This window comes from Streptomyces lydicus, assembly GCF_000717345.1.
In the GTDB taxonomy this organism is placed as follows: domain Bacteria; phylum Actinomycetota; class Actinomycetes; order Streptomycetales; family Streptomycetaceae; genus Streptomyces; species Streptomyces lydicus.
Genome location: NZ_JNZA01000025.1, coordinates 81458 through 104684, shown reverse-complemented (window position 1 = coordinate 104684; position 23227 = coordinate 81458). Strand labels below are relative to the sequence as shown.

The window sequence follows — 23227 nt, the reverse complement described above, 5'->3', positions numbered from 1 at the left end:
TTCCTTTGTGCCTGTTTCACCAGGCTCTCCGGGCGCTTCCCTTCGGTGTTGCGTTTCCGACTCTATCAGATCCTTGCGGTTCTGATTTTCGCCGGTGCGGTTCGGCCTTTCGGCTTCTTCGCGGTTCCGACTCTATCAGATCCGATTCCTTGCCGTTTCCGGCTCGTATTCGGTCCGATTTCCCGTCGGAGGGATTTTGCCTTTCGGCTGATCCGACTTTATCAGATTGCTCTGGTCGGAATTCCGCCCGTTCCGGGGAGAGGCTCCGTGCACGCAAGCGTGCGGTGCTTCCCGTTCAGGCGGAGCCGTAAACGTACTGGAGCGGGGCGCCCGGATGCAAATCCAGGCGCCCCGCTCGTACTTGAGGACGTTCGTACCGACGCTGGGTCAGACCTCGACGACCACGGGGAGGATCATCGGGCGGCGGCGGTAGTTGTCGGAGACCCACTTGCCGACCGTGCGGCGGACCAGCTGCTGGAGCTGGTGGGGTTCAGCGACGCCGTCCTGGGCGGCCTTGGCCAGCGCCTCGTCGATCTTGGGAGACACCCCCGCCAGGGACACGTCGTCGATGCCGGAGCCGCGGGCATGGAGATCCGGTCCACCGACGATCTTTCCGGTGCTGGAGTCCACGACCAGGAAGACGGAGATGATGCCCTCGTCGCCGAGGATGCGGCGGTCCTTGAGGGAGGTCTCCGTGACGTCGCCGACCGAGAGGCCGTCGACGTAGACGTAGCCGGCCTGGACCTTGCCGACGATCTTGGCGACGCCGCCGACCAGGTCGACCACGACACCGTCCTCGGCGATGACAATCCGGTCCTTCGGTACGCCGGTCAGAGCGCCCAGCTCGGCGTTGGCGCGCAGGTGGCGCCATTCGCCGTGCACCGGCATCAGGTTCTTCGGCTTGCAGATGTTGTAGAAGTACAGCAGCTCGCCGGCCGAGGCGTGGCCCGAGACGTGGACCTTGGCGTTGCCCTTGTGGACGACGTTCGCGCCCCAGCGGGTGAGGCCGTTGATCACGCGGTAGACCGCGTTCTCGTTGCCCGGGATGAGGGACGACGCCAGGATCACCGTGTCGCCCTGGACGATGCGGATCTGGTGGTCGCGGTTGGCCATCCGGGAGAGAGCCGCCATCGGCTCGCCCTGGGAGCCCGTGCAGACCAGCACGACCTCGTCGTCGGGGAGGTCGTCGAGCGTCTTGACGTCGACGACCAGGCCGGCCGGGACCTTGAGGTAGCCCAGCTCGCGGGCGATGCCCATGTTGCGGACCATCGAGCGGCCGACGAAGGCGACCCGGCGACCGTACTCGTGGGCCGCGTCGAGGACCTGCTGGATGCGGTGCACATGGCTGGCGAAGCTGGCCACGATGATGCGCTTCTGGGCACCCGCGAAGACCTGGCGGATGACGTTCGAGATGTCGCGCTCGGGCGGTACGAAGCCGGGGACCTCGGCGTTCGTCGAGTCGACGAGGAGGAGGTCGATGCCTTCCTCGCCGAGCTTGGCGAAGGCCGGGAGGTCGGTCAGCCGGCCGTCCATCGGGAGCTGGTCCATCTTGAAGTCGCCGGTGTGCACGACCATGCCCGCGGGGGTGCGGATGGCGACGGCCAGGGCGTCGGGGATGGAGTGGTTGACCGCGACGAATTCGCACTCGAAGGGGCCCAGACGCTCGCGGTCGCCCTCGGCGACCTCCAGCGTGTACGGGCGGATGCGGTGCTCCTGGAGCTTGGCCTCGATCAGCGCGAGGGTCAGCTTCGAGCCGATGAGCGGGATGTCCGGCTTCTCGCGCAGGAGGTAGGGGACAGCGCCGATGTGGTCCTCGTGGCCGTGGGTGAGCACGATGCCGTCCACGTCGTCGAGGCGATCCCTGATGGACGAGAAGTCCGGAAGGATCAAGTCGATTCCGGGCTGCTCCTCCTCCGGGAAGAGCACTCCGCAGTCGACGATCAGCAGCCGGCCGCCGTATTCGAAGACCGTCATGTTGCGGCCGATTTCGCCCAGGCCACCGAGGGGGGTGACGCGCAGGCCGCCCTTGGGAAGCTTCGGCGGGGCGCCGAGCTCAGGATGCGGATGACTCAAAAGACTCTCCTCACCACACGCGCCACGCTGCCGTCGAGGCACGTGGCGCGCATGACATTCGTGCACTTGCTATATGGCGGTTGTTGGTCGGTATTCAGTTGTGAAGTCTGTGATCAGAGCTGTACCCCGCCGGCGGCGAGATCGCGCTTGAGCTGCTCGGTCTCCTCGGGGGAGAGCTCAACGAGCGGCAGGCGCAGCGGTCCCGCGGGCAGGCCCTGGAGACCGAGGGCGGCCTTGGTGGTGATGACGCCCTGGGTGCGGAACATGCCGGTGAAGACGGGCAGCAGCTTCTGGTGGATCTCGGTGGCCTTGGTGACGTCGCCGTTGAGGTGGGCGTCCAGGAGGGCGCGCAGCTCGGGGGTGACGACGTGGCCGACCACGGAGACGAAGCCGATGGCACCGACCGAGAGCAGCGGGAGGTTCAGCATGTCGTCGCCGCTGTACCAGGCGAGGCCGGAGCGGGCGATGGCCCAGCTGGCGCGGCCGAGGTCGCCCTTGGCGTCCTTGTTGGCGACGATCCGGGGGTGCTCGGCGAGCCGGACGATCGTCTCGGTGTTGATCGGGACGCCGCTGCGGCCGGGGATGTCGTAGAGCATCACGGGCAGATCGGTGGCGTCCGCGATGGCCGTGAAGTGACGCAGCAGGCCCTCCTGCGGGGGCTTGCTGTAGTACGGCGTGACCGCGAGCAGACCGTGGGCGCCGGCGTCCTGGGCGGCGCGGGCGAGCTCGAGGCTGTGGTGGGTGTCGTTGGTACCGGCTCCGGCAACGACAAAGGCGCGGTCTCCCACCGCGTCGACCACGGCGCGGACCAGCTGGGCTTTCTCCGCATCGCTGGTGGTCGGGGACTCTCCGGTGGTGCCGTTGACGACGAGGCCGTCGTTGCCGGCGTCCACCAGATGGGCGGCGAGCCGCTGCGCGCCGTCGAGGTCGAGAGCGCCATCCGCCGTGAACGGCGTGACCATGGCGGTCAGCACCCGCCCGAAGGGGGTCTGCGGTGTGGAAGTCGGAGCCATGGGTCCCACGCTACTCGTAGCTCACCGCGGGATGCGCCTCTGGGGAGCAGGGATGTGGACTCCGGCACTGCCTGCTCGGGGGTTCAAGCAGTGCCGGGTCCGTCTGTTCAGCGTAGATGAACTTCTCAAAATGCCGCAATCCGGACACTTCGCACTTCTGTCCCGACGCCCCTGTATCCGGCCCGCGGCCTGGGCATTACGGCGCGATCCGGCCGTTCGCATTGAATGCGCCGTACGTGAGCGGCATGAGCTTGGCCCAGTGGGCCTCCATCTGCTCGCCGACCATTTCGATCTCCCGCTGCGGGAAGGAGGGCACCTTCGCCTGCTCGTGCTGGGTGCGCAGTCCGAGGAAGTGCATCAGCGAGCGGGCGTTGCAGGTGGCGTACATGGAGGAGAACAGGCCGACCGGGAGCACCGCGCGGGCGACCTCGCGGGCCACGCCGGCAGCCAGCATCTCCTGGTACGCCGCGTACGCCTCGCGGTAGGTGTCCTCCATGACCCGGCTGGTGAGCTCGTGCTGCGCGGCGGTGCCGTCGACGAATTCGTACTTGCCGGGGCGGCCCTGCTGGACGAGCTTGCGGGACTCACCGGGGACGTAGAAGACCGGGTCCAGCTGGCGGTAGCGACCGGACTCCTCGTTGTACGACCAGCCGACGCGGTGCCGCATGAACTCGCGGAAGACGAAGATCGGCGCACTGATGAAGAAGGTCATCGAGTTGTGCTCGAACGGGCTGCCGTGCCGGTCCCGCATGAGGTAGTTGATCAGGCCCTTGGAGCGCTCCGGGTCCTTCTGGAGCTCTTCCAGGGACTGCTCGCCGGCCGTGGAGACCCGGGCCGCCCACAGCACGTCGCTGTCCGCGGCGCTGTGCTTGACCAGCTCGACCGTCACCTCGCTCCGGAAGCTGACGGCTGCACTGTCAGGGCTCTCAGTGCTCTCGGCGGGGGTGTGGGACACCGGCGGTTCCTTCCGTTCGATCCTCGTGCGCGACCAGCCTACGGCCCGCCACTGACAGCCGAGGAAATGCGACATGATGCAGCGTTAGCCGCAAAACGGACGCTCTATAGCAGTGTGCCGAGCGGCAGTTGATATTTTTCACAGAAGTCTTGGAAAACGGGCACCAATCGGGCGCCCCAGACGTCTAACCCTGTGACAGTGCCCACTACGAGGTTCCTAGGAGAGCCCGCTCATGTTCCGCCGGCGAGAGCCCGTCCCGTTCGCCTTCGTTGCCGAGGCAGACCGGTTCCGCAGCAATGTCACTCCCCCGCCGCGCCAGCGTGCGTCCCGCGCGCAGATTCTCAGTCAGTCACTGGTCACTCTCACAGTAGTGGGTGGCCTGGCCGGCGCCCTGCTGTTCGGTGTACCCGCACTGCAGCAGGACAGTTCCACCTCGGACCGGGTGCACCAGTCCGAAGCCGCTCACCGCTGAGCAGGCCGGGGCACACGTCGGCGGAGCGGGACCACCGAGTGGTTCCGCTCCGCCGCTCCCGCTAACCTCACCGATCACAGCTTCCGTCGGCACCTCTGTGCGTGCCGGCCCAGCCATGAGTGAGGATCAGCCGTGCCCCTGCCCTTTCTGACGGCCGACCGCGACCTCGACGACCGTGCCGCGGAAACCACCGCGCTACCCCATGACGAGCCCGACCACTGGCGCCGTCCCTACCGCCCCGGACCGTGGCGCGTAGGGGCGGCGGCGGTGTTTTTGCTGCTCGCCTCGTTCGTGCTGCTCTCCGCGATGATCATCGCGATGGCCGGGTCACTGCCCGGCGCCGCGGCCTGCGCACTGATCGGCGTCCTGCTGACCGTGCTGGCCGTCCGGCTGGTGCGGGTCGGTGTCTGGGTCAGTGCCCGAGGTCTGCGGCAGGTGAACCTGCTGCGCACCACGACCACACCGTGGAGCGCCCTCGCCTCGGTGCGCACGCTCCAGCAGCCGGTGCGCTGGCTGGGGCTGCCGCGGACCGTGCAGGGGCAGGCGCTGATCGTCGAGCGCACGCAGGGCGGGCCGCTGCGGCCCCTGGTCACCGACCACAACGGCGACTTCCTGGCCCGCCCGGACTCCTTCGAGCAGGCCACGGACGTGCTGGAGGCATGGGCCGCGGAGCACGGCGTCCCCCAGGGCCGGCCCGGCGGATCAGGCTCGGACCGGCGCTAGGAGCGGACTCAGGTCGCGCCGCCGTTGTGCAGTGCGATGGCGCGCTGCATCGCCTTGCGGGCGCGCGGGGTGTCCCGGGCGTCGTGGTAGGCGACCGCGAGCCGGAACCACGTACGCCAGTCGCCCGGCGCGTCCTCCGTCTCGGCCTGCCGCCGGGCGAAGACCGCGTCGGCGGCGTCCCGGTCGATCCGGCCGCCCGGCGTCCGCTTCAGTTCGTCGACGGGCAGCCCGCCCTCGGCCTCCAGCGCGTGCGCCAGCCGGTGGGCGTCCCGCGCGAAGCGGGTGTTGTGCCAGAGGAACCAGCCGCCGATGCACGGCAGCACGAAGGCCACCGCGCCCATGCCCATCGCCGCCGGCTCACCGGTCAGGAGGAGCAGTACGCCTTCCAGAGCCACCACGCCGAAGACGAGCACCAGCACGGTGGCGAGGAAGAAGTACGTGATCTTTCCGCCCATGGGGTGCCGGCCTCAGCCCAGGTCGAGGAAGTTTTCCAGGCCCACGGTCAGGCCCGGAGCGGACACCACACGCCGCACACCGAGCAGGATGCCCGGCATGAAGCTGCTGTGGTGCAGGGAATCGTGGCGGATGGTGAGCGTCTCGCCCTCGCCGCCGAAGAGCACCTCCTGGTGGGCCAGCAGCCCGCGCAGGCGTACGGAGTGCACCGGGATGCCGTCCACGTCCGCGCCACGGGCGCCGTCCAGCGCGGTGGTGGTGGCGTCCGGCTGCGGGGCGCAGCCGGCCTCCTCGCGTGCCGTGGCGATCAGCTGGGCGGTGCGGGCCGCGGTGCCGGAGGGGGCGTCCGCCTTGTTCGGGTGGTGCAGCTCGATGACCTCGACGGACTCGAAGAAACGGGCCGCCTGCTGGGCGAACTGCATGGTGAGCACCGCGCCGATGGAGAAGTTCGGGGCGATAAGCACACCGACCTCGGGTGAGGCGGCGAGCGAGGTGCGCAGCTGCGCGAGGCGCTCGTCGGTCCAGCCGGTGGTCCCGACCACCGCGTGGATGCCGTGACGCACGCAGAAGTCGAGGTTGCCCATCACCGCGCCGGGGTTGGTCAGCTCGACCACGACCTCGGCGCCGGCGTCGACCAGGGTCTCCAGCTTGTCCCCCCGGCCGAGCCCGGCGACCAGCTCCAGGTCCTCGGCCGCCTCGACGGCCCGTACGGCCTCGGAGCCGATCCGCCCCTGTGCTCCGAGTACGGCCACGCGCAGCTTGCTCATCGTTTCCAGTCTTTCTCTCGGTGGTACGGCATGGGCCCGCCCTGCTGTCCTACGCGACGACGTCGTCCAGCCGGGCCGCCTGCCGGTCCTTCAGCGGTCCGATGACGGAGAGCGAGGGACGCTGGCCCAGTACGTCGCGGGCCACCTCGCGCACCTCGTCGGGGGTGACCGCCGCGATCCGGCTGAGCATCTCGTCGACCGACATCTGCTCGCCCCAGCACAGCTCGCTCTTGCCCAGGCGGTGCATCAGCGCGCCGGTGTCCTCCAGGCCGAGGACGGTGGAGCCGCGCAGCTGGCCGATGGCGCGGTGGATCTCGTCGTCGCTCAGGCCGTGCGCCGCCACCTGGTCGAGCTCGTCGCGGCAGATCTTGAGCACGTCCTGCACCTGGTTGGGGCGGCAGCCCGCGTAGACGCCGAAGAGCCCGCAGTCGGCGAAGCCCGAGGTGTACGAGTACACGCTGTAGGCCAGTCCGCGCTTCTCCCGGACCTCCTGGAAGAGCCGGGAGCTCATCCCGCCGCCGAGCGCGGTGTTCAGCACGCCCATCGCCCAGCGCCGGTCGTCGGTGCGCGCCATGCCGGGCATCCCGAGGATCACATGGGCCTGCTCGGTCTTGCGGTTGAGCAGCCCCACGCGGCCCGCGGTGCGCAGGGCGCGGCTGCCCGAGCGCGGGGCGACCGGGGTGGCGTCCGTACGGTCGAGGGCGCCGGCCTGCTCGAAGGCGCGCCGGACCTGGCGGACGACCTTGGCGTGGTCGACGTTGCCGGCGGCCGTGACGACCAGGTGGGTGGGGTCGTAGTGCTTCTTGTAGAAGCGGCGGACCCGCTCGGCGGTGAGGGCGTTGACGGTGTCGACGGTGCCCAGGACCGGGCGGCCGAGGGGGGTGTCGCCGAGCATGGTGTGCGCGAACAGGTCGTGCACGCAGTCGCCCGGGTCGTCCTCGGTCATCGCGATCTCTTCGAGGATGACGCCGCGCTCGGCGTCCACGTCCTCGGCCTCGATCAGCGAGCCGGTGAGCATGTCGCACACCACGTCGATGGCGAGCGGCAGGTCGGTGTCGAGCACCCGCGCGTAGTAGCAGGTGTACTCCTTCGCGGTGAAGGCGTTCATCTCACCGCCGACCGCGTCGACGGCCGCGGAGATGTCCAGCGCGCTGCGCCGCTCGGTGCCCTTGAAGAGCAGGTGCTCCAGGTAGTGGGTGGCGCCGTTGAGGGAGGGGGTCTCGTCGCGGGAGCCGACGTGCGCCCAGATCCCGAAGGTGACGGAGCGGACCGTCGGCAGCGTCTCGGTGACGATCCGCAGACCGCCGGGGAGGGTGGTCCGGCGGACCGTGCCGGCGCCCGCGGCGCCCTTGAGAAGCGTTTGGGTACGGGCGACGGCCCGCCCCTCCGAAGAGGTGCGGGCCGTCGTCCTGTGCGTACGGGACGTCACTTGTCGGCGTCGTCCTTCTTGTCGGCCTCGGCGCCCTTGTCGGCGTCTTCTTCCTCGATCACGGGGATCAGGGAGAGCTTGCCGCGCTGGTCGATCTCGGCGATCTCGACCTGGACCTTGTGGCCCACGCCGAGCACGTCCTCGACGTTCTCCACGCGCTTGCCACCGGCGAGCTTGCGGATCTGCGAGATGTGCAGCAGGCCGTCCTTGCCCGGGAGCAGGGAGATGAACGCACCGAAGGTGGTGGTCTTGACGACCGTGCCCAGGTAGCGCTCGCCGACCTCCGGCATGGTCGGGTTGGCGATGCCGTTGATCGTGGCGCGGGCGGCCTCGGCGGCCGGGCCGTCGGCGGCACCGATGTAGATGGTGCCGTCGTCCTCGATCGTGATCTCGGCGCCGGTGTCCTCCTGGATCTGGTTGATCATCTTGCCCTTGGGGCCGATGACCTCACCGATCTTGTCCACGGGGATCTTGACGGTGATGATCCGCGGGGCGTTCGGGGACATCTCGTCCGGCGTGTCGATCGCTTCCATCATCACGTCGAGGATGTGGAGGCGGGCGTCACGGGCCTGCTTCAGGGCCGCGGCCAGGACGGAGGCCGGGATGCCGTCCAGCTTGGTGTCGAGCTGGAGGGCGGTGACGAACTCCTTGGTACCGGCGACCTTGAAGTCCATGTCGCCGAAGGCGTCCTCCGCACCGAGGATGTCGGTGAGGGCGACGTAGTGCGTCTCGCCGTTGATCTCCTGGGAGATCAGGCCCATGGCGATACCGGCGACCGGGGCCTTCAGCGGCACACCGGCGTTCAGCAGCGACATGGTGGAGGCGCAGACCGAGCCCATGGACGTCGAGCCGTTGGAGCCGAGGGCCTCGGACACCTGACGGATCGCGTAGGGGAACTCCTCGCGCGTCGGCAGGACGGGCACGATGGCGCGCTCGGCGAGGGCGCCGTGGCCGATCTCGCGGCGCTTCGGGGAGCCGACGCGGCCGGTCTCGCCGACGGAGTACGGCGGGAAGTTGTAGTTGTGCATGTAGCGCTTGCGGGTCACCGGGGAGAGGGTGTCCAGCTGCTGCTCCATGCGGAGCATGTTGAGGGTGGTGACGCCCAGGATCTGGGTCTCGCCACGCTCGAACAGGGCGGAGCCGTGCACCCGCGGGATGGCCTCGACCTCGGCGGCGAGCGTACGGATGTCCGTGACGCCGCGGCCGTCGATGCGCTTCTTCTCCTTGATGACGCGCTCGCGGACCAGGGACTTGGTCAGCGTGCGGTACGCGGCGGAGATCTCCTTCTCGCGGCCCTCGAAGTCCGGCAGCAGCTTCTCGGCGGCCAGACCCTTGACGCGGTCCAGCTCGGCCTCGCGCTCCTGCTTGCCGGCGATGGTCAGCGCCTGGGAGAGCTCGTCCTTGACGGCCTTGGTCAGGGCCTCCAGGACGTCGTCCTCGTGGTCGAGGAAGAGCGGGAACTCACCGACCGGCTTGGCGGCCTTGGCGGCGAGGTCCGACTGCGCCTTGCACAGGACCTTGATGAAGGGCTTCGCGGCCTCGAGACCGGCGGCGACGACCTCCTCGGTCGGGGCCTCCGCGCCGTCCTTGACGAGCTGGATGGTCTTCTCGGTGGCCTCGGCCTCGACCATCATGATCGCGACATCACCGTCGGGGAGCACCCGGCCGGCCACGACCATGTCGAAGACCGCGTCCTCGAGCTCGGTGTGCGTCGGGAAGGCGACCCACTGGCCCTTGATCAGGGCGACGCGGGTACCGCCGATGGGACCCGAGAAGGGCAGGCCGGCGAGCTGCGTGGAGCAGGAGGCGGCGTTGATGGCGACCACGTCGTAGAGGTGGTCGGGGTTGAGCGCCATGACCGTCTCGACGACCTGGATCTCGTTGCGCAGGCCCTTCTTGAAGGACGGGCGCAGCGGGCGGTCGATGAGACGGCAGGTGAGGACGGCGTCCTCGGAGGGACGGCCCTCACGGCGGAAGAAGGAGCCGGGAATCTTTCCGGCTGCGTACATCCGCTCCTCGACGTCGACGGTCAGCGGGAAGAAGTCCAGCTGGTCCTTCGGGTTCTTGGAGGCGGTGGTGGCCGACAGCACCATGGTGTCGTCGTCCAGGTACGCCACGGCGGAGCCGGCGGCCTGCTTGGCCAGGCGGCCCGTCTCGAAGCGGATGGTGCGGGTGCCGAAGGAGCCGTTGTCGATCACGGCTTCGGCGTAGTGGGTCTCGTTCTCCACCAGGAATATCTCCTCGTCTGCGTCTGCTGCCCGTGTGGCAGCAGACCTTCTCGGTGGAGCGCCGGTGCGGGCCGGTCTTCGATCGAAGCACCCGGAGTGATGCGACATGCCGTGCATGGATCGTCCGGGGGCCACTACCGAGGACCGGCGGCCAGGAGGCGCTCCTACCGCGTTCAGTTTTGCGATATGGCACCAGACTACAAAGGTTCCGTCCACCATGAGGTGGCGTGGGTGTCCGGTGCGTACGGCAAAGGGAGCGGCCCCCGGTGGGAACCGCTCCCTTTACGGCGTCTTACTTGGCGCCCGCCGCGCCGCGGCGGATGCCCAGGCGCTCGACCAGCGCGCGGAAGCGCGTGATGTCCTTCTTCGCCAGGTACTGCAGCAGGCGGCGGCGCTGGCCGACCAGCAGCAGCAGACCACGGCGGGAGTGGTGGTCGTGCTTGTGGGTCTTGAGGTGCTCGGTCAGGTCCGAGATGCGGCGGGAGAGCATCGCGACCTGGACCTCGGGGGAGCCGGTGTCACCTTCCTTGGTGGCGAACTCGGCCATGATCTGCTTCTTCGTAGCGGCGTCGAGCGACACGCGGTACTCCTCAGGGTTCCGGCCGGTGAGCGTCCCTGGTTGACATCACAGGGAATCTTGGATGACTCGTCCGGGCCGTCACACAGCGTACCAGTTGAAAACGGCCCCCCGACCGGGTGGTCGGGGGGCCGCAGCCGGGGCCGCGGGTGCGCTAGCTGCCGGTGAGGCCGCGCACCTTGTTGTAGATGTCCAGGACCGCCAGGCACAGCGGCACCAGGGACAGCAGGACCAGTCCGTCGAAGATGTCGAAGATCCGGCCCCAGAAGGGGGTGACGCCCTTGCGCGGGACGATCAGGCCGACGCCGACCAGGAGGGCGGCGCCCACCGCGATGCTGCTGGAGAACCAGACGGTGCGGATGTTGAGCGGGCCGGAGTCCTGGTACTGCATGAGGTCGACGAAGATGTCCGTCGGCGGGTGCAGCGTGATACCCAGGATCAGCAGGACGATCGTCAGGATGCCGGCGATGGTCAGGCAGGCGACCTGCGCGGTGTAGTCGAAAAGCCGGGCGCGGAGCATGATCGTGATGCCGGCGGTCAGCGCGAGCAGCTGGGCCCACATGTTGTCGGAGAAGCCGAGGACGACACCGGCCGAGCCGACGACCAGGGCGGAGCAGCCGGCGACGAGGCCGAGCAGCAGCTCGTGACCGCGCTTGGCCTGGTTGCCGATCTTGACGAAGTCGACGGACTCGGTCTCGCCGCCGCCCTCGAAGGAGCCCTTGGCGATCTGGTCGGGCGACTTGTAGCCGATGGGCAGGCGGGCGAAGCGGGCGGAGAGGCCGGGCAGCCAGGCGACCATGGCGATGGCGACGACGGCGGTGACGGCGGCGACCTCGCGGGGCGCGGCGTCGGTGAGGATCGCGGCGAAGACCGCGAGGGTGCCGATGGCGGAGAGGAAGGCGGCCGCGACGAAGGGGGCGTCACCGCGCGGCAGCAGCACCACCAGGAGGACCGAGGCGATCAGTACGGTCACGCAGCCGACGAGGAGGTGCAGCCGTCCGGGGCCGGCGCCGGGGTCGACCGGGAAGATGCCGGAGCCGGCGATCAGCAGGTGCGGCAGCGCGGCCAGGCCCAGCGCGATGGAGGAGCCGTGGTCGTCGTAGACCCGGGCGCGGACGCCGGCCAGCGCGACCAGGACGATGCCGACGACGCCGGCGATGATGCCGGGCAGGCGGTGCATGTCGCGGTTGACGGGGTTCGAGAACCACAGGGCGAACGCCATCATGACGAGCAGCAGCACACCGGCGGTGAGGCCGACGAGATGCATGAGGTCGTCGCTCCAGCGGCTGCGGTTGCGCTTGACCGCGGAGGCGACGGCGTCGGAGACGTCGTCGAAGACCGGGAGCGGCAGCGACTCGGCGAACGGCTTCAGCAGAAGCAGGTCGCCGTCGAGGATCTGCTGCTGGGCGAGTGACTGTCCGGCGTCGAGAACCGTGCCGTCGCGGCGTACGAGGTGATAGCCGGTCGGTGCGCCCTCCGCCTGGGACTGCCCGGAGAGCCGCAGGATCTCCGGGTAAATGTCGACCAGCGCGACGTCCTCCGGCAGAGCCACGTCGATCCGTGCGTCCGGCGCGGCGACTGTGACCCGGCAAAAGCCGGTGCCAGTGCTCGTGCTCACCTGGCGGTTCCCCCTATCCGTTGGGCGTTTTGTCGCGTCGCGCGCCGTATATATAGAGCCGTCTCTGCGGGGCCACGGCACGCTCGCGAGGCGTCAGCGTACCGTCCAATTCAGCGACGGCCCCACCCACCCCGAGACTTGACGCTTAACAGTAGGATCAACGCCTGGTTCGGGCCAAGGACTTGGCTCGGGGGGACCGTCGAATCCAACGGGGGCGGTCCGAGACTGCGAGATGCATGAAGGACTGATGCCTCGGTGAGCGTTGTCATCGTCAAGCGCCCGCCCCGCGCGCTGCCACCCGAAGTTCCCTCGGAGGAGGTGACACTCGAGGCACCGCCGGAGCTGCCGCGTGAAGGCGAATCAGAGAACATGCTGATGACGCTGATGCCCATGATGGGTATGGCGTCTTCTGCCGGATTCCTGTTCATGGGCAATCAGCCGTTCATGAAAATCATGGGCGGCTTTATGGTGGCGTCCACCCTGGCAATGGCGATCGTGCAGATCGTCAAGGCGCGCCAAGGCCCTTCCGGACAAATGGTTCAGGAGCGCCAGGATTACCTCAAGTACCTTACGCAGAAGCGAAAAGAGGTACGGCGCACCGCACGGAAACAGCGCGATGCCCAGCTTTACACCCACCCCGATCCGAGCCAGTTGTGGTCGATCGTGGCCGAGGGCAAACGCGTATGGGAACGCCGGGCGTCCGACCCCGACTTCGGGCAGGTGCGTCTCGGGCTCGGGCCGCAGCAGCTGGCCACCCCGCTGCGGGCCCCGGAGACCGCTCCGGTCGACGAGCTGGAGCCGCTCACCGCGCATGCGATGAAGGAATTCCTCGACAAGCACGGCCAGTTGGACAACCTGCCGCTCGCGGTGTCGCTGCGCGCCTTCTACCACCTGACCGTCTCCGGTGACCCGGACACCGTCTACGGCGCCTCGCGCGCCATCCTGGCCCAGCTGTGCACCCTGCACTCCCCCGAGGACCTGGTCGTGGCGGTCGTCGCCGCGCCGGGCGCGCAGGCGGAGTGGGAGTGGACGAAGTGGCTGCCGCACGTGCAGGACAAGACGACGGACGGCGCGGGCAGCCGCCGGCTGGTCGTCGGTGACCTCGGCGAGGTCGAGGAACTGCTGGCCGACGACCTGGACGGTCGCGGGCGGTTCAACCCGCAGGGCACCCCGGTGACCGACGCCCCGCACGTGGTGATCGTGCTCGACGGCGGCGAGGTACCGATGGACTCGGTGATCGCCGGGGCCGAGGGCCTGCAGGGCGTCACCATCCTGGAGGTCGTACCGGGCGATCTGGACGAGATCCGCGGCGGTCTCGCCGTCCAGGTGTGGCCGGGCAAGCTGGTGCTGGAGTCGGCCAACGGCGCGGTCTACCACGGTGTGTGCGACACCCTGTCGATCGCCGAGTCGGAGTCGCTGGCCCGTCAGCTCGCTCCGCTGCGCGCGGGCACCGGCGCGGACGGCGAGGAACCGCTGCTGTCCGCCCTGGACTTCACCGACCTGCTCAACATCGGCGACGCCGGTGCCCTGGACGTGGCCCGCACCTGGCGGCCCCGGACGCTGTCCGAGCGGCTGCGCGTCCCGATCGGCGTCGACCGCGACGGCCAGCCCGTCATGCTGGACATCAAGGAAGCCTCGCAGCAGGGCATGGGTCCGCACGGCCTGTGCGTGGGTGCGACCGGTTCCGGTAAGTCCGAGGTGCTGCGCACCCTGGTCCTCGCGCTCGCGGTCACCCACTCCTCCGAGACGCTCAACTTCATCCTCGCGGACTTCAAGGGTGGCGCCACCTTCACCGGCATGTCGGAGATGCCGCACGTCGCGGCGGTCATCACCAACCTCGGTGAGGACGTCACGCTGATCGACCGCATGCGCGACTCGATCACCGGTGAGCTCCAGCGCCGTCAGGAGCTGCTGCGCTCCGCGGGCAACTACGCGAACATCACCGACTACGAGAAGGCGCGTGCCGCGGGTGCCCCGCTGGACCCGCTGCCGTCGCTGGTGATGATCATCGACGAGTTCTCCGAGCTGCTCGCCGCCAAGCCCGACTTCATCGAGATGTTCATCCAGATCGGCCGCATCGGCCGTTCGATGGGTGTGCACATGCTGCTCGCCTCGCAGCGTCTGGAAGAGGGCAAGCTGCGCGGTCTGGACACCTTCCTGTCCTACCGGCTCGGTCTGCGGACGTTCTCGGCGGCCGAGTCGCGCACGGCGATCGGTGTGCCGGACGCCTACCACCTGCCGAACGTTCCCGGTTCCGGCATCCTCAAGTACGACACCGAGACGATGGTGCAGTTCAAGGCCGCGTACGTGTCCGGTACCTATCGCGGTCCGGGCGGCGGCGGCCGGGGCGGCAGCGGCGGCCGGTCGATGCGGATGCCGGTGCCGTTCACCGCGGCCCCGGTCGTCGAGCAGATCATCGAGGAGCCGGTCGCCGTCGAGGCGACCGAGCCCGAGGTCGACGACGCGCTCGCCGACACCGTGCTGGACGTGATGGTCCAGCGCATGCAGGGCCAGGGCCCGCCGGCCCACCAGGTGTGGCTGCCCCCGCTGGAGGAGGCGCCGACCGTCAACCAGCTGCTGCCGACGCTGGCGGTCACGCCCGAGCGGGGCGTGCACGCGCCGGAGTACACCGCACTCGGCAAGCTCGTGGTGCCGGTCGCGCTGGTGGACAAGCCGTTCGAGCAGCGGCGTGACGTGATGTACCTGGACTTCTCCGCCGGTGCCGGTCACGGCCTGGTCGTCGGTGGTCCGCAGTCCGGCAAGTCCACCCTGATCCGCTCCGCCATCGCGGCGTTCTCGCTCACCCACACCCCGGCCGAGGTGCAGTTCTACTGCCTCGACTTCGGCGGCGGCGGCATGCTGACGATGGAGGACCTGCCGCACGTCGGCGGTGTCGCCTCGCGTCTGGACGCGGAGAAGGTCCGCCGTACGGTCGCCGAGGTCGTCGGCATCCTCAACCAGCGCGAGGAGTTCTTCCGGGCCAACAGCATCGACTCGATCGCGACCTACCGCCAGCGGCGGGCCGCGGGCGCCTTCCCCGACGAGAAGTGGGGCGACGTCTTCCTGATCATCGATGGCTGGGGAACCTTCAAGACCGACTACGAGCAGCTCGACCCGGTGATCCTGGACATCGCCGCGCGGGGTCTCGGTTTCGGTGTCCACCTGATCCTCGGTGCGGCCCGCTACACCGAGGTCCGGCCCGCGCTGCGCGACCAGCTCCTCAACCGCGTCGAGCTGCGCCTGGGTGACCCGATGGAGTCGGAGTTCGACCGCAAGCGCGCGGAGAACGTCCCGATGGGCAAGCCGGGCCGTGGTCTGTCCCCCGACAAGCTCGACTTCCTCTCGGCGCTGCCGCGCCTGGACGGGATGAGCGACCCGGAGACGATCAGCGACGGCATCGCGAACCTGGTGTCGACGGTCAAGGAGCACTGGCAGGGCGAGCCCGCCCCCAAGGTGCGGATGCTGCCGACGATGCTGCACGTCAACGAGCTGCCCAAGGGCAACGACTACCCGGAGCACGGCATCGCGATCGGTGTCGACGAGACCACGCTGTCCCCGGCGTTCATCGACTTCGAGACCGACCCGCTGCTGGTCATCTACGGCGAGAGCGAGTCGGGCAAGTCGTCGCTGCTGCGCCTGCTGACCAAGCAGATCGCCGAGCGGTACCCGTCCGACAAGGCGCTGATGGTGGTCTCCGACTACCGTCGCGCGCTGCTCGGCGAGGTCCCGGAGAGCCATCTGTACAAGTACTGCGCCGCGGGGCCGCAGCTGCAGGAGGTCATCAGCGGGCTGGCCGGTTCGCTGGGCCGCCGGATGCCCGGGCCGGACGTCACGCCGGAGCAGCTGCGCAACCGCAGCTGGTACGACCTGCCGGACGCGTTCGTGATCGTGGACGACTACGACCTGGTGGCGACCAGCAGCGGCAACCCGCTGCAGCCGCTGCTGGAGTACCTGCCGTTCGCCCGTGACCTGGGTCTGCGCCTGATCATCGCGCGCAGCTCCTCGGGCGCCGGACGGTCGTCCTTCGAGCCCGTGATGCAGCGTACGAAGGAGCTCGGCGCCCAGGGTCTGATCCTCTCCGCCGACCCGGCGGAGGGCCCGCTGATGGGCAACATCAAGGGACAGCCCCTCACGCCCGGCCGGGCCACGTTCATCACCCGCAAGCGCGGTGCGCAGCTGGTCCAGACGGGCTGGCTGCCGGCGCACGGCCAGTAACGGGCCACACAGGAAACGGCGGTGGGGCGTCCCTCTCAGGAGGGGCGCCCCACCGCCGTTTCGCCGTGGGCATCGGGGCCGGCGGCGCGGCCGGCCGGTCAGCCGGTCAGCCGAAGGCGCCGTGCCGGCGGGTGTCGGGGGTGGCCGCGTCCGTGGCCTTCTCCTCCGGCTTCGCCGGCTCTTCCGGCTTCCCCGCCTCTTCCCGCTTCCCCGCCTTCGCGGGCTTCTCCGCCGCGGCCTTCGGGGCCCGCTCGTCGCCCGGTCCCGCGTCCGGACCGGCCGGCTGGGTCCGTACGCCCTTGGCGAGGCCCTCCCCGCCGCGCGTCGCGGCGGCGCCGCTCTGCCCCGGCCCGAAGGGGTCCGGACCCTGCGCGGCCGTCGAGGTCTCCCACGTGTGCCGCACGACCGGCACGGAGCTCTGGCCGCCGCCCCGCCCGCCGCGCTTGCCGAACGCGCCGCCCAGGCCGTTGGCGAGCTGACCGAGCGCCATGAAGCCGTAGGCGGCCTCGGCGCCGGACGACTGCCCGCCGTTCGCCGAGTTGTTCACCGGCGGGGCACCGTGGTCCTCGTCCTTGTGGTCGTCGGGGGGTGCGGCCGCGGCGGTCTCCAGATCCGCGGCGGCCAGTTCGAACGCGGGCAGCGAGTCGTCGACGGACCGCTTGAGGCGGTGCCAGTCCGCGGCGAACGCCTCGCCCGCCGGGCCCTGCCAGTTGGCCGCCGCGGCGGTACCGACGTGCCGGTCCAGATCGCGGACCATGCCGTCCAGGTGCTTGCCCATCTCCCGCCAGCCGGCCGCCGCTTCGTGCAGTGCCTCGGGGTTGCGTCGCTCGCTCACTTGACGCTCCGCATCATCTCGACCAGCTCGTCCTCGGCCGCCTGCGTGGTGCCGGCGGTCTCCTTCAGGCCGCTGCCGACCTCGGCGAGCCGCTGCTGCAGCTGGACGAGGGCGTGCTCGGCCTGCTCGTACAGCTCACGGAACGGCCGGGCGGCCTCCTGGCTGCCGAAACCGTCCCGCAGCGCCTCGGCATCCGCCCGCCGTCTGAATGCGGCCAGCTGCCGGCTCAGTTCTTCCGCGCGTATCTCGAAGGTCGCACCGAGCTTGTGCAACTCCTCCGTACTGAGCCGGACTTCGTCGGACATCATTTCTCCCCGAATTGAATGACAGCTACCTGCCAACATCGCCTCAGGTCTAGCACACCCGCAATAGGCCCGATGCCCTCCGTCGAGCGGCCGGCGGACGGAGCACGGAATGCATACGGAGCAATTTGCGGCATTACCGACAACCCCCGCCTTGACGACCCGTTCACACCCGTCATTACACTCAGGACGCCGGTGCCGCACACGCGGTTGCTGTGCCATGACGTTCTAGGGGGCAGGGATGAGCAACGAGCGAGAGATCCAGGACGAGGACCTGATGGACGTCGCCCAGGATCCGGAGCAGGCGCACCGGCTGCGCAAGGCGCTGAAGGTCCTGGCGGACAACCCCAAGGTCGGCGGCAAGCTCCAGGAGATGGCCCAGGAGGTGCTCTCCGGCCGCATCGGCATGAAGGACGCCATCCAGACGCCCGGCTACATGGACGCCATGGGCGACCGGCTCAACGAGATGCGGCGGGCCGCCGAGGACCAGACCATGGCCGAGCGCGAGGAGTCCCGCGCGAAGTTCGCGGCCTGGCAGAAGGAGCAGGAGGCCAAGGAGGACGAGGAGCGCGCCGAGCGCGACGGCCCGACCGGCAACATCGTCACCGCGCCGCGCCGCGGCGGTCGCGGACACCGCGGCTGACCCGCCCTTCGCACCTCTGCCGCCCCACTGCCCTTCCGCGTCGCGCACCGCTCTTCGGCGTGCCGTGGTTTTCCGGTTTCCCCGGTTTCCCCGGATATATCGGGTTGCTCGGGGTTGCTTGATTTTCCGGGCCACTCGGCTTCCGCGGATTTCTCCTGACGTCCGCCGGCGGCCCCCGTGCGGCTGCCGGCTCCCGTAGCCGTCAGCCGCACGGCACCTGCCGGAGATCGAACGGCACCTGCCGGAGATCGATACGGACCACAGGGGCGATACGATCACGCAGTCGATACGAGTGAGGGTCAATTCGGTCGATAAGGAAGAAGAGCAGTCCGGCATTCGGAGAATGCGGACACATCCGCTTCCTTTCCACACAAGTGATCTCGATTTCTCCACAACGGGCCACAGGAACAGGCACAACAGCAGCACGCACCGGGACCACCGGCGCCACGCTCGTCCCACGAGACACCGGCGCTCCACCCCCACACCCGCCCCGGCCTGCGTGTTCCAGTTCCGGTACAGCCGACCCCGTGCCGTCTCCGGCATGCGGCCCGGATCATAGGATCGAGCCGGTACACGCAGGAATCCACGAAGGTGGAGGGCGGGATTGATGGGGGACGAGGAAGCCATGAGCGCCTCAACTGAAGGAAACGCCCGAGCGGCCGGATACACACCGCATCCGTACGTCGGCGGCCGCACCGCCGCACTGCGCGCACTGGCGGCCTGGCGCATGCGGTGGCCGGGTGCCCCGCGGGTCATCGTGCTCACCGGAAACCCGGGCAGCGGACGCTCGCGCCTGCTCACCGGCTTCCTGATGATGTGCGATCCCGAGTACCGCAAGCAGCTGCCGATCGACGACCTGGACCCGGCGACCGTGCCCCCGGATCTGCCGGCACCCGCGGTGCCGAGCGCGGCCGGGCGGACCGCGGCGCAGGTGCTGTGGCTCCTCGCCGATCACTTCGAGCTGGCGGCCGGCCGCACCGAGGACGTCTTCGCCGAACTCGCCGCTCGTGATGAGCCGGTGACGATCGTGGTGCCCGACGTCGACCAGGCCGGTCCGGTACGCGCCGCCGAGGAGGCAACCCGCGTCGTACGGGAGGTGCTCACGCCGCTCGCGGCCACCGAAACGGTTCAGCTGCTCGCCGACGTGCCGCGCGAGCTGGCCACGGAACTGGCCGGGGCGCTGCCCGCCAGCCAGGTCCAGGTCATCGATCTGGACGCGCCCGAGTGGGCCGACCCCAAGGGCCTGGTGCTGCACGCCGAGACCGCGCTCGACGCCGGCTCCGGGGCGCCGGAGCTCCCGTACACCACCGATCCGGCGGCCCGCCGGGCGCTCGCCGAGGCATTGGCCGCGCGCGCCGCGGGCAGCCGGCTGACCGTCCAACTCGCCGTGCAGTCGCTGCTCATGCAGCCCGAGGGCTTCGACCCGGCGGACGCCTCACAGCTGCCCACGAGCGTCGGCGAGGCACTCGACCTGCACGCCCGCCGGCTGGGCGCCGATCCGCAGACCCTCCGCCTGATGCTGGCACCGCTCGCGTTCGCCGAGGGCGACGGGCTGCCGGTCCAGCTGCTGGGGACGCTGGCGAACGCCGTCGCCGGGCGCGACATGAGCCAGGACCTCGCCGACGGCATGCTGCTGGCGGCGCCGTTCATCCAGCCGGTGGAGCCCTCGTCCGAGGACGACGAGGAGGGGACCAGGGAGGACGGGACCGGGGAGGACGCGGAGGCCGGTGCCGGTGCCGGCCGTACGCTGCTGCGCCTGATGCACCCCGCCCTCGCCGAGGAGATCCGTTCCGGCCTGCCCGACGTCCGGGACACCCAGACCAGGATCGCCATGGCGCTGCTGGAGGAGGTGCCCCAGCAGGACTGGGCGCAGGCCGATCCCTACATCCGCGACCACCTCGCGGCACACACCCTCGAAGCCGGTCTGCTGCCCCAACTCCTCACCGATCCGGGCCTGTTCGCCCATGCCGACCCGGTGACGCTGCGGGCCGCGATCGAGGCCGTACCCCTGGAGCAGCTGGGCGCACCGGCCCGTACCTATCTGCGCACCGCTCCCCTGCTCACCCGTTCCCAGGCATCGGCCACCCTGCGGGCGGCGTTCCTGGAGTCCGCGTTCGTCGAGGACGGGCTGGCGCCGTACGCGGAGGCGCTGCACACGCGCGGCTTCCGCCTTCCCTGGCGGACGCTGTGGAGCGTGCCGCTGGCCGGTGTCCGCGCGGTGACGACGGGATCGGTGGCCGCAGCCGGCGAGGACGGCACGGCCGTGTCCCGTTCCGTCGCCGCGCTCCTCGTCCCGGAGGGCACTCCTGGTTCCCGTACGCTGCCGGACGCCGCGGACGGCGCGGTGGCGCCGCAGGACGGGACCGGCGCCGCGGACGGGACGGCCGCCGGGGAGGATGTCGGTGCCGTGAGCGGGGACGGCGCGGCGGCCGCGGGCGGCCGTACGGCCCTCCTCCTCCACGACCTGCGCGCCCCCGAGTACGTGGACGCCGACCCCTCCCAGGTCGTGCAGCCGTCGGAGGAGGACCGGGCGGCGGCGCCGCTCGGCTTCAGCCGCGGCGCCGACTATCTGCGGGTCTGGGCGCGCGCCGACCGGAGGATGGTGGCTGCGCTGGTCTCCGACTCCCCGGTCACCGACGCCGATCTCTCGCCGGACGGGGTGCTGGTCGTCGCCACCGAACGCGGTGTGACCGCCCGCCAGATCCTGGTGGCCGCGCCCCCCGCCGCCCCCTCCGTGCCGGCCCAGCGCACCGGCACCACTGACGCCGACGCTTCCCACGGCCTCGAAGGAGACCACTCGTGATCACCCAGGCGCAGGCACACGCCACCGCCGCCCGCTGGCTCAACCCGGAAGGGCATCAGGGCCCGCCGCGTGAGGTGGCCATGCAGGAGTTCGACCTCGGCTGGGTGGTGTGGGCCGTACCGCCGCCCCCGGAGGTCGACCCGGAGACCGGGCAGCGCCGCCCGCCCGCCGAGATCGGCACCGCGTGCGGTGTCGTCGACCGGGCCTCGGGCGAACTGACGGTCTGGCCGTCCGTACCCGTCGACGAGGTCGTGCGGATGTACCAGCAGAAGCACGGCGGCGGGGCGCCCGCGGCTCCGGCTGAGCCCTCCCTGCCGCCGGTCACCGGCCCCGGCAACACGGCCGTGGCGACCTACGACGACCCGGCGACCGGTGAGGAGACCAACCTCGTCAAGGTCTCCGCCCCCGGCCTTCCGCCCGTCGAGTTCCAACTCCTCGACGAGCTGCGGCGGCTGGGTGTCGACCCGGCGGCCGTCCGCGCGTTCCACACCGACCTGCGGCCGTCCCTGCTGCCCGGCGGCTACCCCGGCGACTTCGTCCTCCGCGCGTTCCCCAACGCCGCCTTCTCCTGCACCGAGGGTTACGGCATGCGGCCCGAGGAGCGCGCCGAGGGCATCGCCGGGCTGCTGCGGCACGTCGAGATGATGCACCGGATGGCGGGTCAGCAGCCGCCGCCGCAGCCGCACCGGCTGCCGGTGCCGGACCGCGTCGAGGCCGCGCCGCAGATGCGCGACGTGGCGCTCGGCAAGCACCTCGTCGAGGTCTTCGGCCCGCAGGGCGTACGCCGTCCCGACGCCGACGACCTGGCCGCCACCCAGCTGCCCGAGGCCACCAGGAACACCCTGGTCTGGGGCGGACTGCCGGCCACCGTCCCGTATTTCTTCACCTCGGACGGTCCCGACAGCCCGCCGCCCGGGGGGCTGTTCACGGACATGGCGACCCATCTGCGCGAGACCGGCACCCGGGCCCAGGAGCAGACCCTGGAGACCCTCGCCGGCTACGTCCGCCTGGGCACGGACGGCCTCTATGCCATCGCCGTCCAGTGCACCGCGCCGGAGAACAACCAGAACCTGGTCGGCACCGTCTGGGCGGTGCAGCCCTCCTCGGGCGGCGGCCGCTTCGTCAACCGCACCGTGTCCGCCTACCTGCGCTCGCTCGTCCTGCTGGTCACCACGCGCCGGCAGATGGAGGGCATGGACCCGTACGCCGCCGGAACCGCGGTCGCCGCCTTCCAGGAAGAGATCGCCGCGATCGACTCCTGGGCACTGGACGACCCCGGCAACTGGTGGTCCCTGGTGATCGAGCAGATGTGGCACGGCTTGTTCTGATTGTTCTGCCGCGTGCCGCGGGCGGCCCTCGTCGGAGGAGAGGGCCGCTCGGGGGCGTGTGCATTCGGGGCCTGGGCCTTCAGGGCCTGGGGACTTGAGCTTTCGGGGCTTGGGGGGCCTGGCCCGTTTTTTGAGGGCGGGCCCCGGGCCTCAGGGCAACAGCAGCCAGTCCGAGGCCAGCGCGGCCACGAGACCGATGCCGAGCAACCAGGTGCCGAGCCGGGTGCGCCCGTGCCGGCTGAGTTCGATCACCACACCACAGAGCACCAGCGCCGCCCCGTACACCCCGACCACCAGCACCGACGTACGCGACGCCAGGCGCACCACCAGCACCACCGCCATCGCGGCCATCAGAACCGAGGCCAGGACGATGCGTATCCGCCGGGCCTGGCGAGGAGTCAGCCCCACCCGGTTCGCAGATTCCTCCTCGGACTCGTCAAGCTCCTCGAACTCGCCTGACGCATCGTCCTCTTCGGCCCCCACACGACCATCGCGCTCCACGCGTTCGTCGTGCTTCACGGGTTCGTCGCGTTCCACGGGTTCGTTGTGGCCTTCACGTCCGTCGTGCTCTGCGCGCTCGCCGCGCTCTTTGTGTGCCGCACGCTCGCCGTGCTCGTCACGCTCGTCCTGCTCATCGTGCGGTGCGCGATCGTCGCGCTCTTCACGATCCTCGTGCACGTCACGATCCTCGTGCAGGTCACGCTCTTCATTGCCGGGTTCACCCATGAGCGCGAATGCTACGGGACGGATGATCGTCCACGCGCCCGGCTTCCCTCCCGGAGACGTAAACCCG

The 23227-nt window shown here is 70.1% G+C and carries 18 protein-coding genes; 6 read left to right on the top strand and 12 right to left on the bottom strand.

Annotated elements, in window-relative coordinates:
• Positions 1–387 precede the first annotated feature (387 nt).
• The 3 genes from OO62_RS23370 to thyX all read right to left on the bottom strand — a co-directional run bounded on the left by OO62_RS23370 (position 388) and on the right by thyX (position 4041).
• Positions 388–2073: a ribonuclease J gene (locus tag OO62_RS23370; protein WP_033269512.1), complete on the bottom strand. Its 1686-nt coding sequence runs from the start codon at positions 2071–2073 to the stop codon at positions 388–390.
• A 113-nt stretch (positions 2074–2186) separates the two neighbouring features.
• Positions 2187–3086: a 4-hydroxy-tetrahydrodipicolinate synthase gene (gene dapA / locus OO62_RS23365; protein ID WP_033269511.1), complete on the bottom strand. Its 900-nt coding sequence runs from the start codon at positions 3084–3086 to the stop codon at positions 2187–2189.
• Between the two features lie 196 nt (positions 3087–3282).
• Complete coding sequence (thyX, locus tag OO62_RS23360; protein WP_033269510.1) at positions 3283–4041, bottom strand: FAD-dependent thymidylate synthase; 759 nt, start codon at positions 4039–4041, stop codon at positions 3283–3285.
• Between the two features lie 232 nt (positions 4042–4273).
• On the opposite strand from thyX, the gene OO62_RS40850 reads away from it, so the two are divergent.
• Positions 4274–4513, top strand: a complete 240-nt coding sequence (locus tag OO62_RS40850; protein ID WP_033269509.1) for a hypothetical protein — start codon at positions 4274–4276, stop codon at positions 4511–4513.
• A 132-nt stretch (positions 4514–4645) separates the two neighbouring features.
• A complete protein-coding gene (locus OO62_RS23350) occupies positions 4646–5236 on the top strand; it encodes a phage holin family protein (protein ID WP_033269508.1) in 591 nt (196 codons plus the stop codon).
• Between the two features lie 8 nt (positions 5237–5244).
• On the opposite strand, the gene OO62_RS23345 is transcribed toward OO62_RS23350, so the two are convergent.
• From OO62_RS23345 to eccD, 6 genes are all read right to left on the bottom strand, one after another.
• Positions 5245–5691 carry a tetratricopeptide repeat protein gene (locus OO62_RS23345; RefSeq protein WP_033269507.1) on the bottom strand — a complete coding sequence of 149 codons (447 nt, stop codon included), beginning with the start codon at positions 5689–5691 and terminating at the stop codon, positions 5245–5247.
• A gap of 12 nt (positions 5692–5703) precedes the next feature.
• Positions 5704–6456: a 4-hydroxy-tetrahydrodipicolinate reductase gene (gene dapB, locus OO62_RS23340; protein WP_033269506.1), complete on the bottom strand. Its 753-nt coding sequence runs from the start codon at positions 6454–6456 to the stop codon at positions 5704–5706.
• Between the two features lie 49 nt (positions 6457–6505).
• The gene (locus OO62_RS23335) at positions 6506–7885 is read right to left on the bottom strand and encodes a M16 family metallopeptidase (RefSeq protein ID WP_033269505.1); all 1380 of its coding nucleotides are present in this window, start codon (positions 7883–7885) and stop codon (positions 6506–6508) included.
• Complete coding sequence (locus OO62_RS23330) at positions 7882–10113, bottom strand: polyribonucleotide nucleotidyltransferase (RefSeq protein WP_033269504.1); 2232 nt, start codon at positions 10111–10113, stop codon at positions 7882–7884. Before OO62_RS23330 ends, OO62_RS23335 begins: the two co-directional genes overlap by 4 nt.
• Positions 10114–10405: 292 nt before the next feature.
• Positions 10406–10693: a 30S ribosomal protein S15 gene (gene rpsO / locus OO62_RS23325; RefSeq protein ID WP_006602744.1), complete on the bottom strand. Its 288-nt coding sequence runs from the start codon at positions 10691–10693 to the stop codon at positions 10406–10408.
• Positions 10694–10844: 151 nt separating this feature from the next.
• Positions 10845–12308, bottom strand: a complete 1464-nt coding sequence (eccD, locus tag OO62_RS23320) for a type VII secretion integral membrane protein EccD (RefSeq protein ID WP_051733537.1) — start codon at positions 12306–12308, stop codon at positions 10845–10847.
• A gap of 255 nt (positions 12309–12563) precedes the next feature.
• Here eccD and OO62_RS23315 point away from each other — a divergent pair, with 255 nt between their 5' ends.
• Positions 12564–16523 carry a type VII secretion protein EccC gene (locus OO62_RS23315; protein ID WP_033269502.1) on the top strand — a complete coding sequence of 1320 codons (3960 nt, stop codon included), beginning with the start codon at positions 12564–12566 and terminating at the stop codon, positions 16521–16523.
• Positions 16524–16629: 106 nt separating this feature from the next.
• Here OO62_RS23315 and OO62_RS23310 read toward each other — a convergent pair whose 3' ends face one another.
• Positions 16630–17358 (bottom strand): WXG100 family type VII secretion target, encoded by a 729-nt coding sequence (locus OO62_RS23310; RefSeq protein WP_033269501.1) that lies wholly within the window; start codon positions 17356–17358, stop codon positions 16630–16632.
• A complete protein-coding gene (locus OO62_RS23305) occupies positions 17355–17663 on the bottom strand; it encodes a hypothetical protein (RefSeq protein ID WP_033269522.1) in 309 nt (102 codons plus the stop codon). The genes OO62_RS23310 and OO62_RS23305 overlap by 4 nt, the downstream gene beginning before the upstream one ends.
• Positions 17664–17901: 238 nt before the next feature.
• On the opposite strand from OO62_RS23305, the gene OO62_RS23300 reads away from it, so the two are divergent.
• From OO62_RS23300 to OO62_RS23290, 3 genes are all read left to right on the top strand, one after another.
• Entirely contained in the window at positions 17902–18303 is a 402-nt protein-coding gene (locus OO62_RS23300; protein WP_033269500.1) for a hypothetical protein, read from the top strand.
• Positions 18304–18928: 625 nt separating this feature from the next.
• Entirely contained in the window at positions 18929–21106 is a 2178-nt protein-coding gene (locus OO62_RS23295) for an ATP-binding protein (protein WP_228332547.1), read from the top strand.
• Entirely contained in the window at positions 21103–22434 is a 1332-nt protein-coding gene (locus OO62_RS23290; protein ID WP_033269498.1) for an SUKH-4 family immunity protein, read from the top strand. The genes OO62_RS23295 and OO62_RS23290 overlap by 4 nt, the downstream gene beginning before the upstream one ends.
• A gap of 150 nt (positions 22435–22584) precedes the next feature.
• On the opposite strand, the gene OO62_RS40845 is transcribed toward OO62_RS23290, so the two are convergent.
• Complete coding sequence (locus OO62_RS40845; RefSeq protein ID WP_228332546.1) at positions 22585–23160, bottom strand: lysoplasmalogenase; 576 nt, start codon at positions 23158–23160, stop codon at positions 22585–22587.
• Positions 23161–23227: the final 67 nt, after the last annotated feature.

What these genes read in the sequence shown, in the direction of transcription:
- OO62_RS40845 (WP_228332546.1), bottom strand. Translation starts at nt 23,160, where the DNA reads ATGGGTGAACCCGGCAATGAAGAGCGTGACCTGCACGAGGATCGTGAC.
- OO62_RS40850 (WP_033269509.1), top strand. Translation starts at nt 4,274, where the DNA reads ATGTTCCGCCGGCGAGAGCCCGTCCCGTTCGCCTTCGTTGCCGAGGCA.
- OO62_RS23345 (WP_033269507.1), bottom strand. Translation starts at nt 5,691, where the DNA reads ATGGGCGGAAAGATCACGTACTTCTTCCTCGCCACCGTGCTGGTGCTC.
- OO62_RS23305 (WP_033269522.1), bottom strand. Translation starts at nt 17,663, where the DNA reads ATGTCCGACGAAGTCCGGCTCAGTACGGAGGAGTTGCACAAGCTCGGT.
- dapA (WP_033269511.1), bottom strand. Translation starts at nt 3,086, where the DNA reads ATGGCTCCGACTTCCACACCGCAGACCCCCTTCGGGCGGGTGCTGACC.
- dapB (WP_033269506.1), bottom strand. Translation starts at nt 6,456, where the DNA reads ATGAGCAAGCTGCGCGTGGCCGTACTCGGAGCACAGGGGCGGATCGGC.
- OO62_RS23295 (WP_228332547.1), top strand. Translation starts at nt 18,929, where the DNA reads ATGAGCGCCTCAACTGAAGGAAACGCCCGAGCGGCCGGATACACACCG.
- OO62_RS23300 (WP_033269500.1), top strand. Translation starts at nt 17,902, where the DNA reads ATGAGCAACGAGCGAGAGATCCAGGACGAGGACCTGATGGACGTCGCC.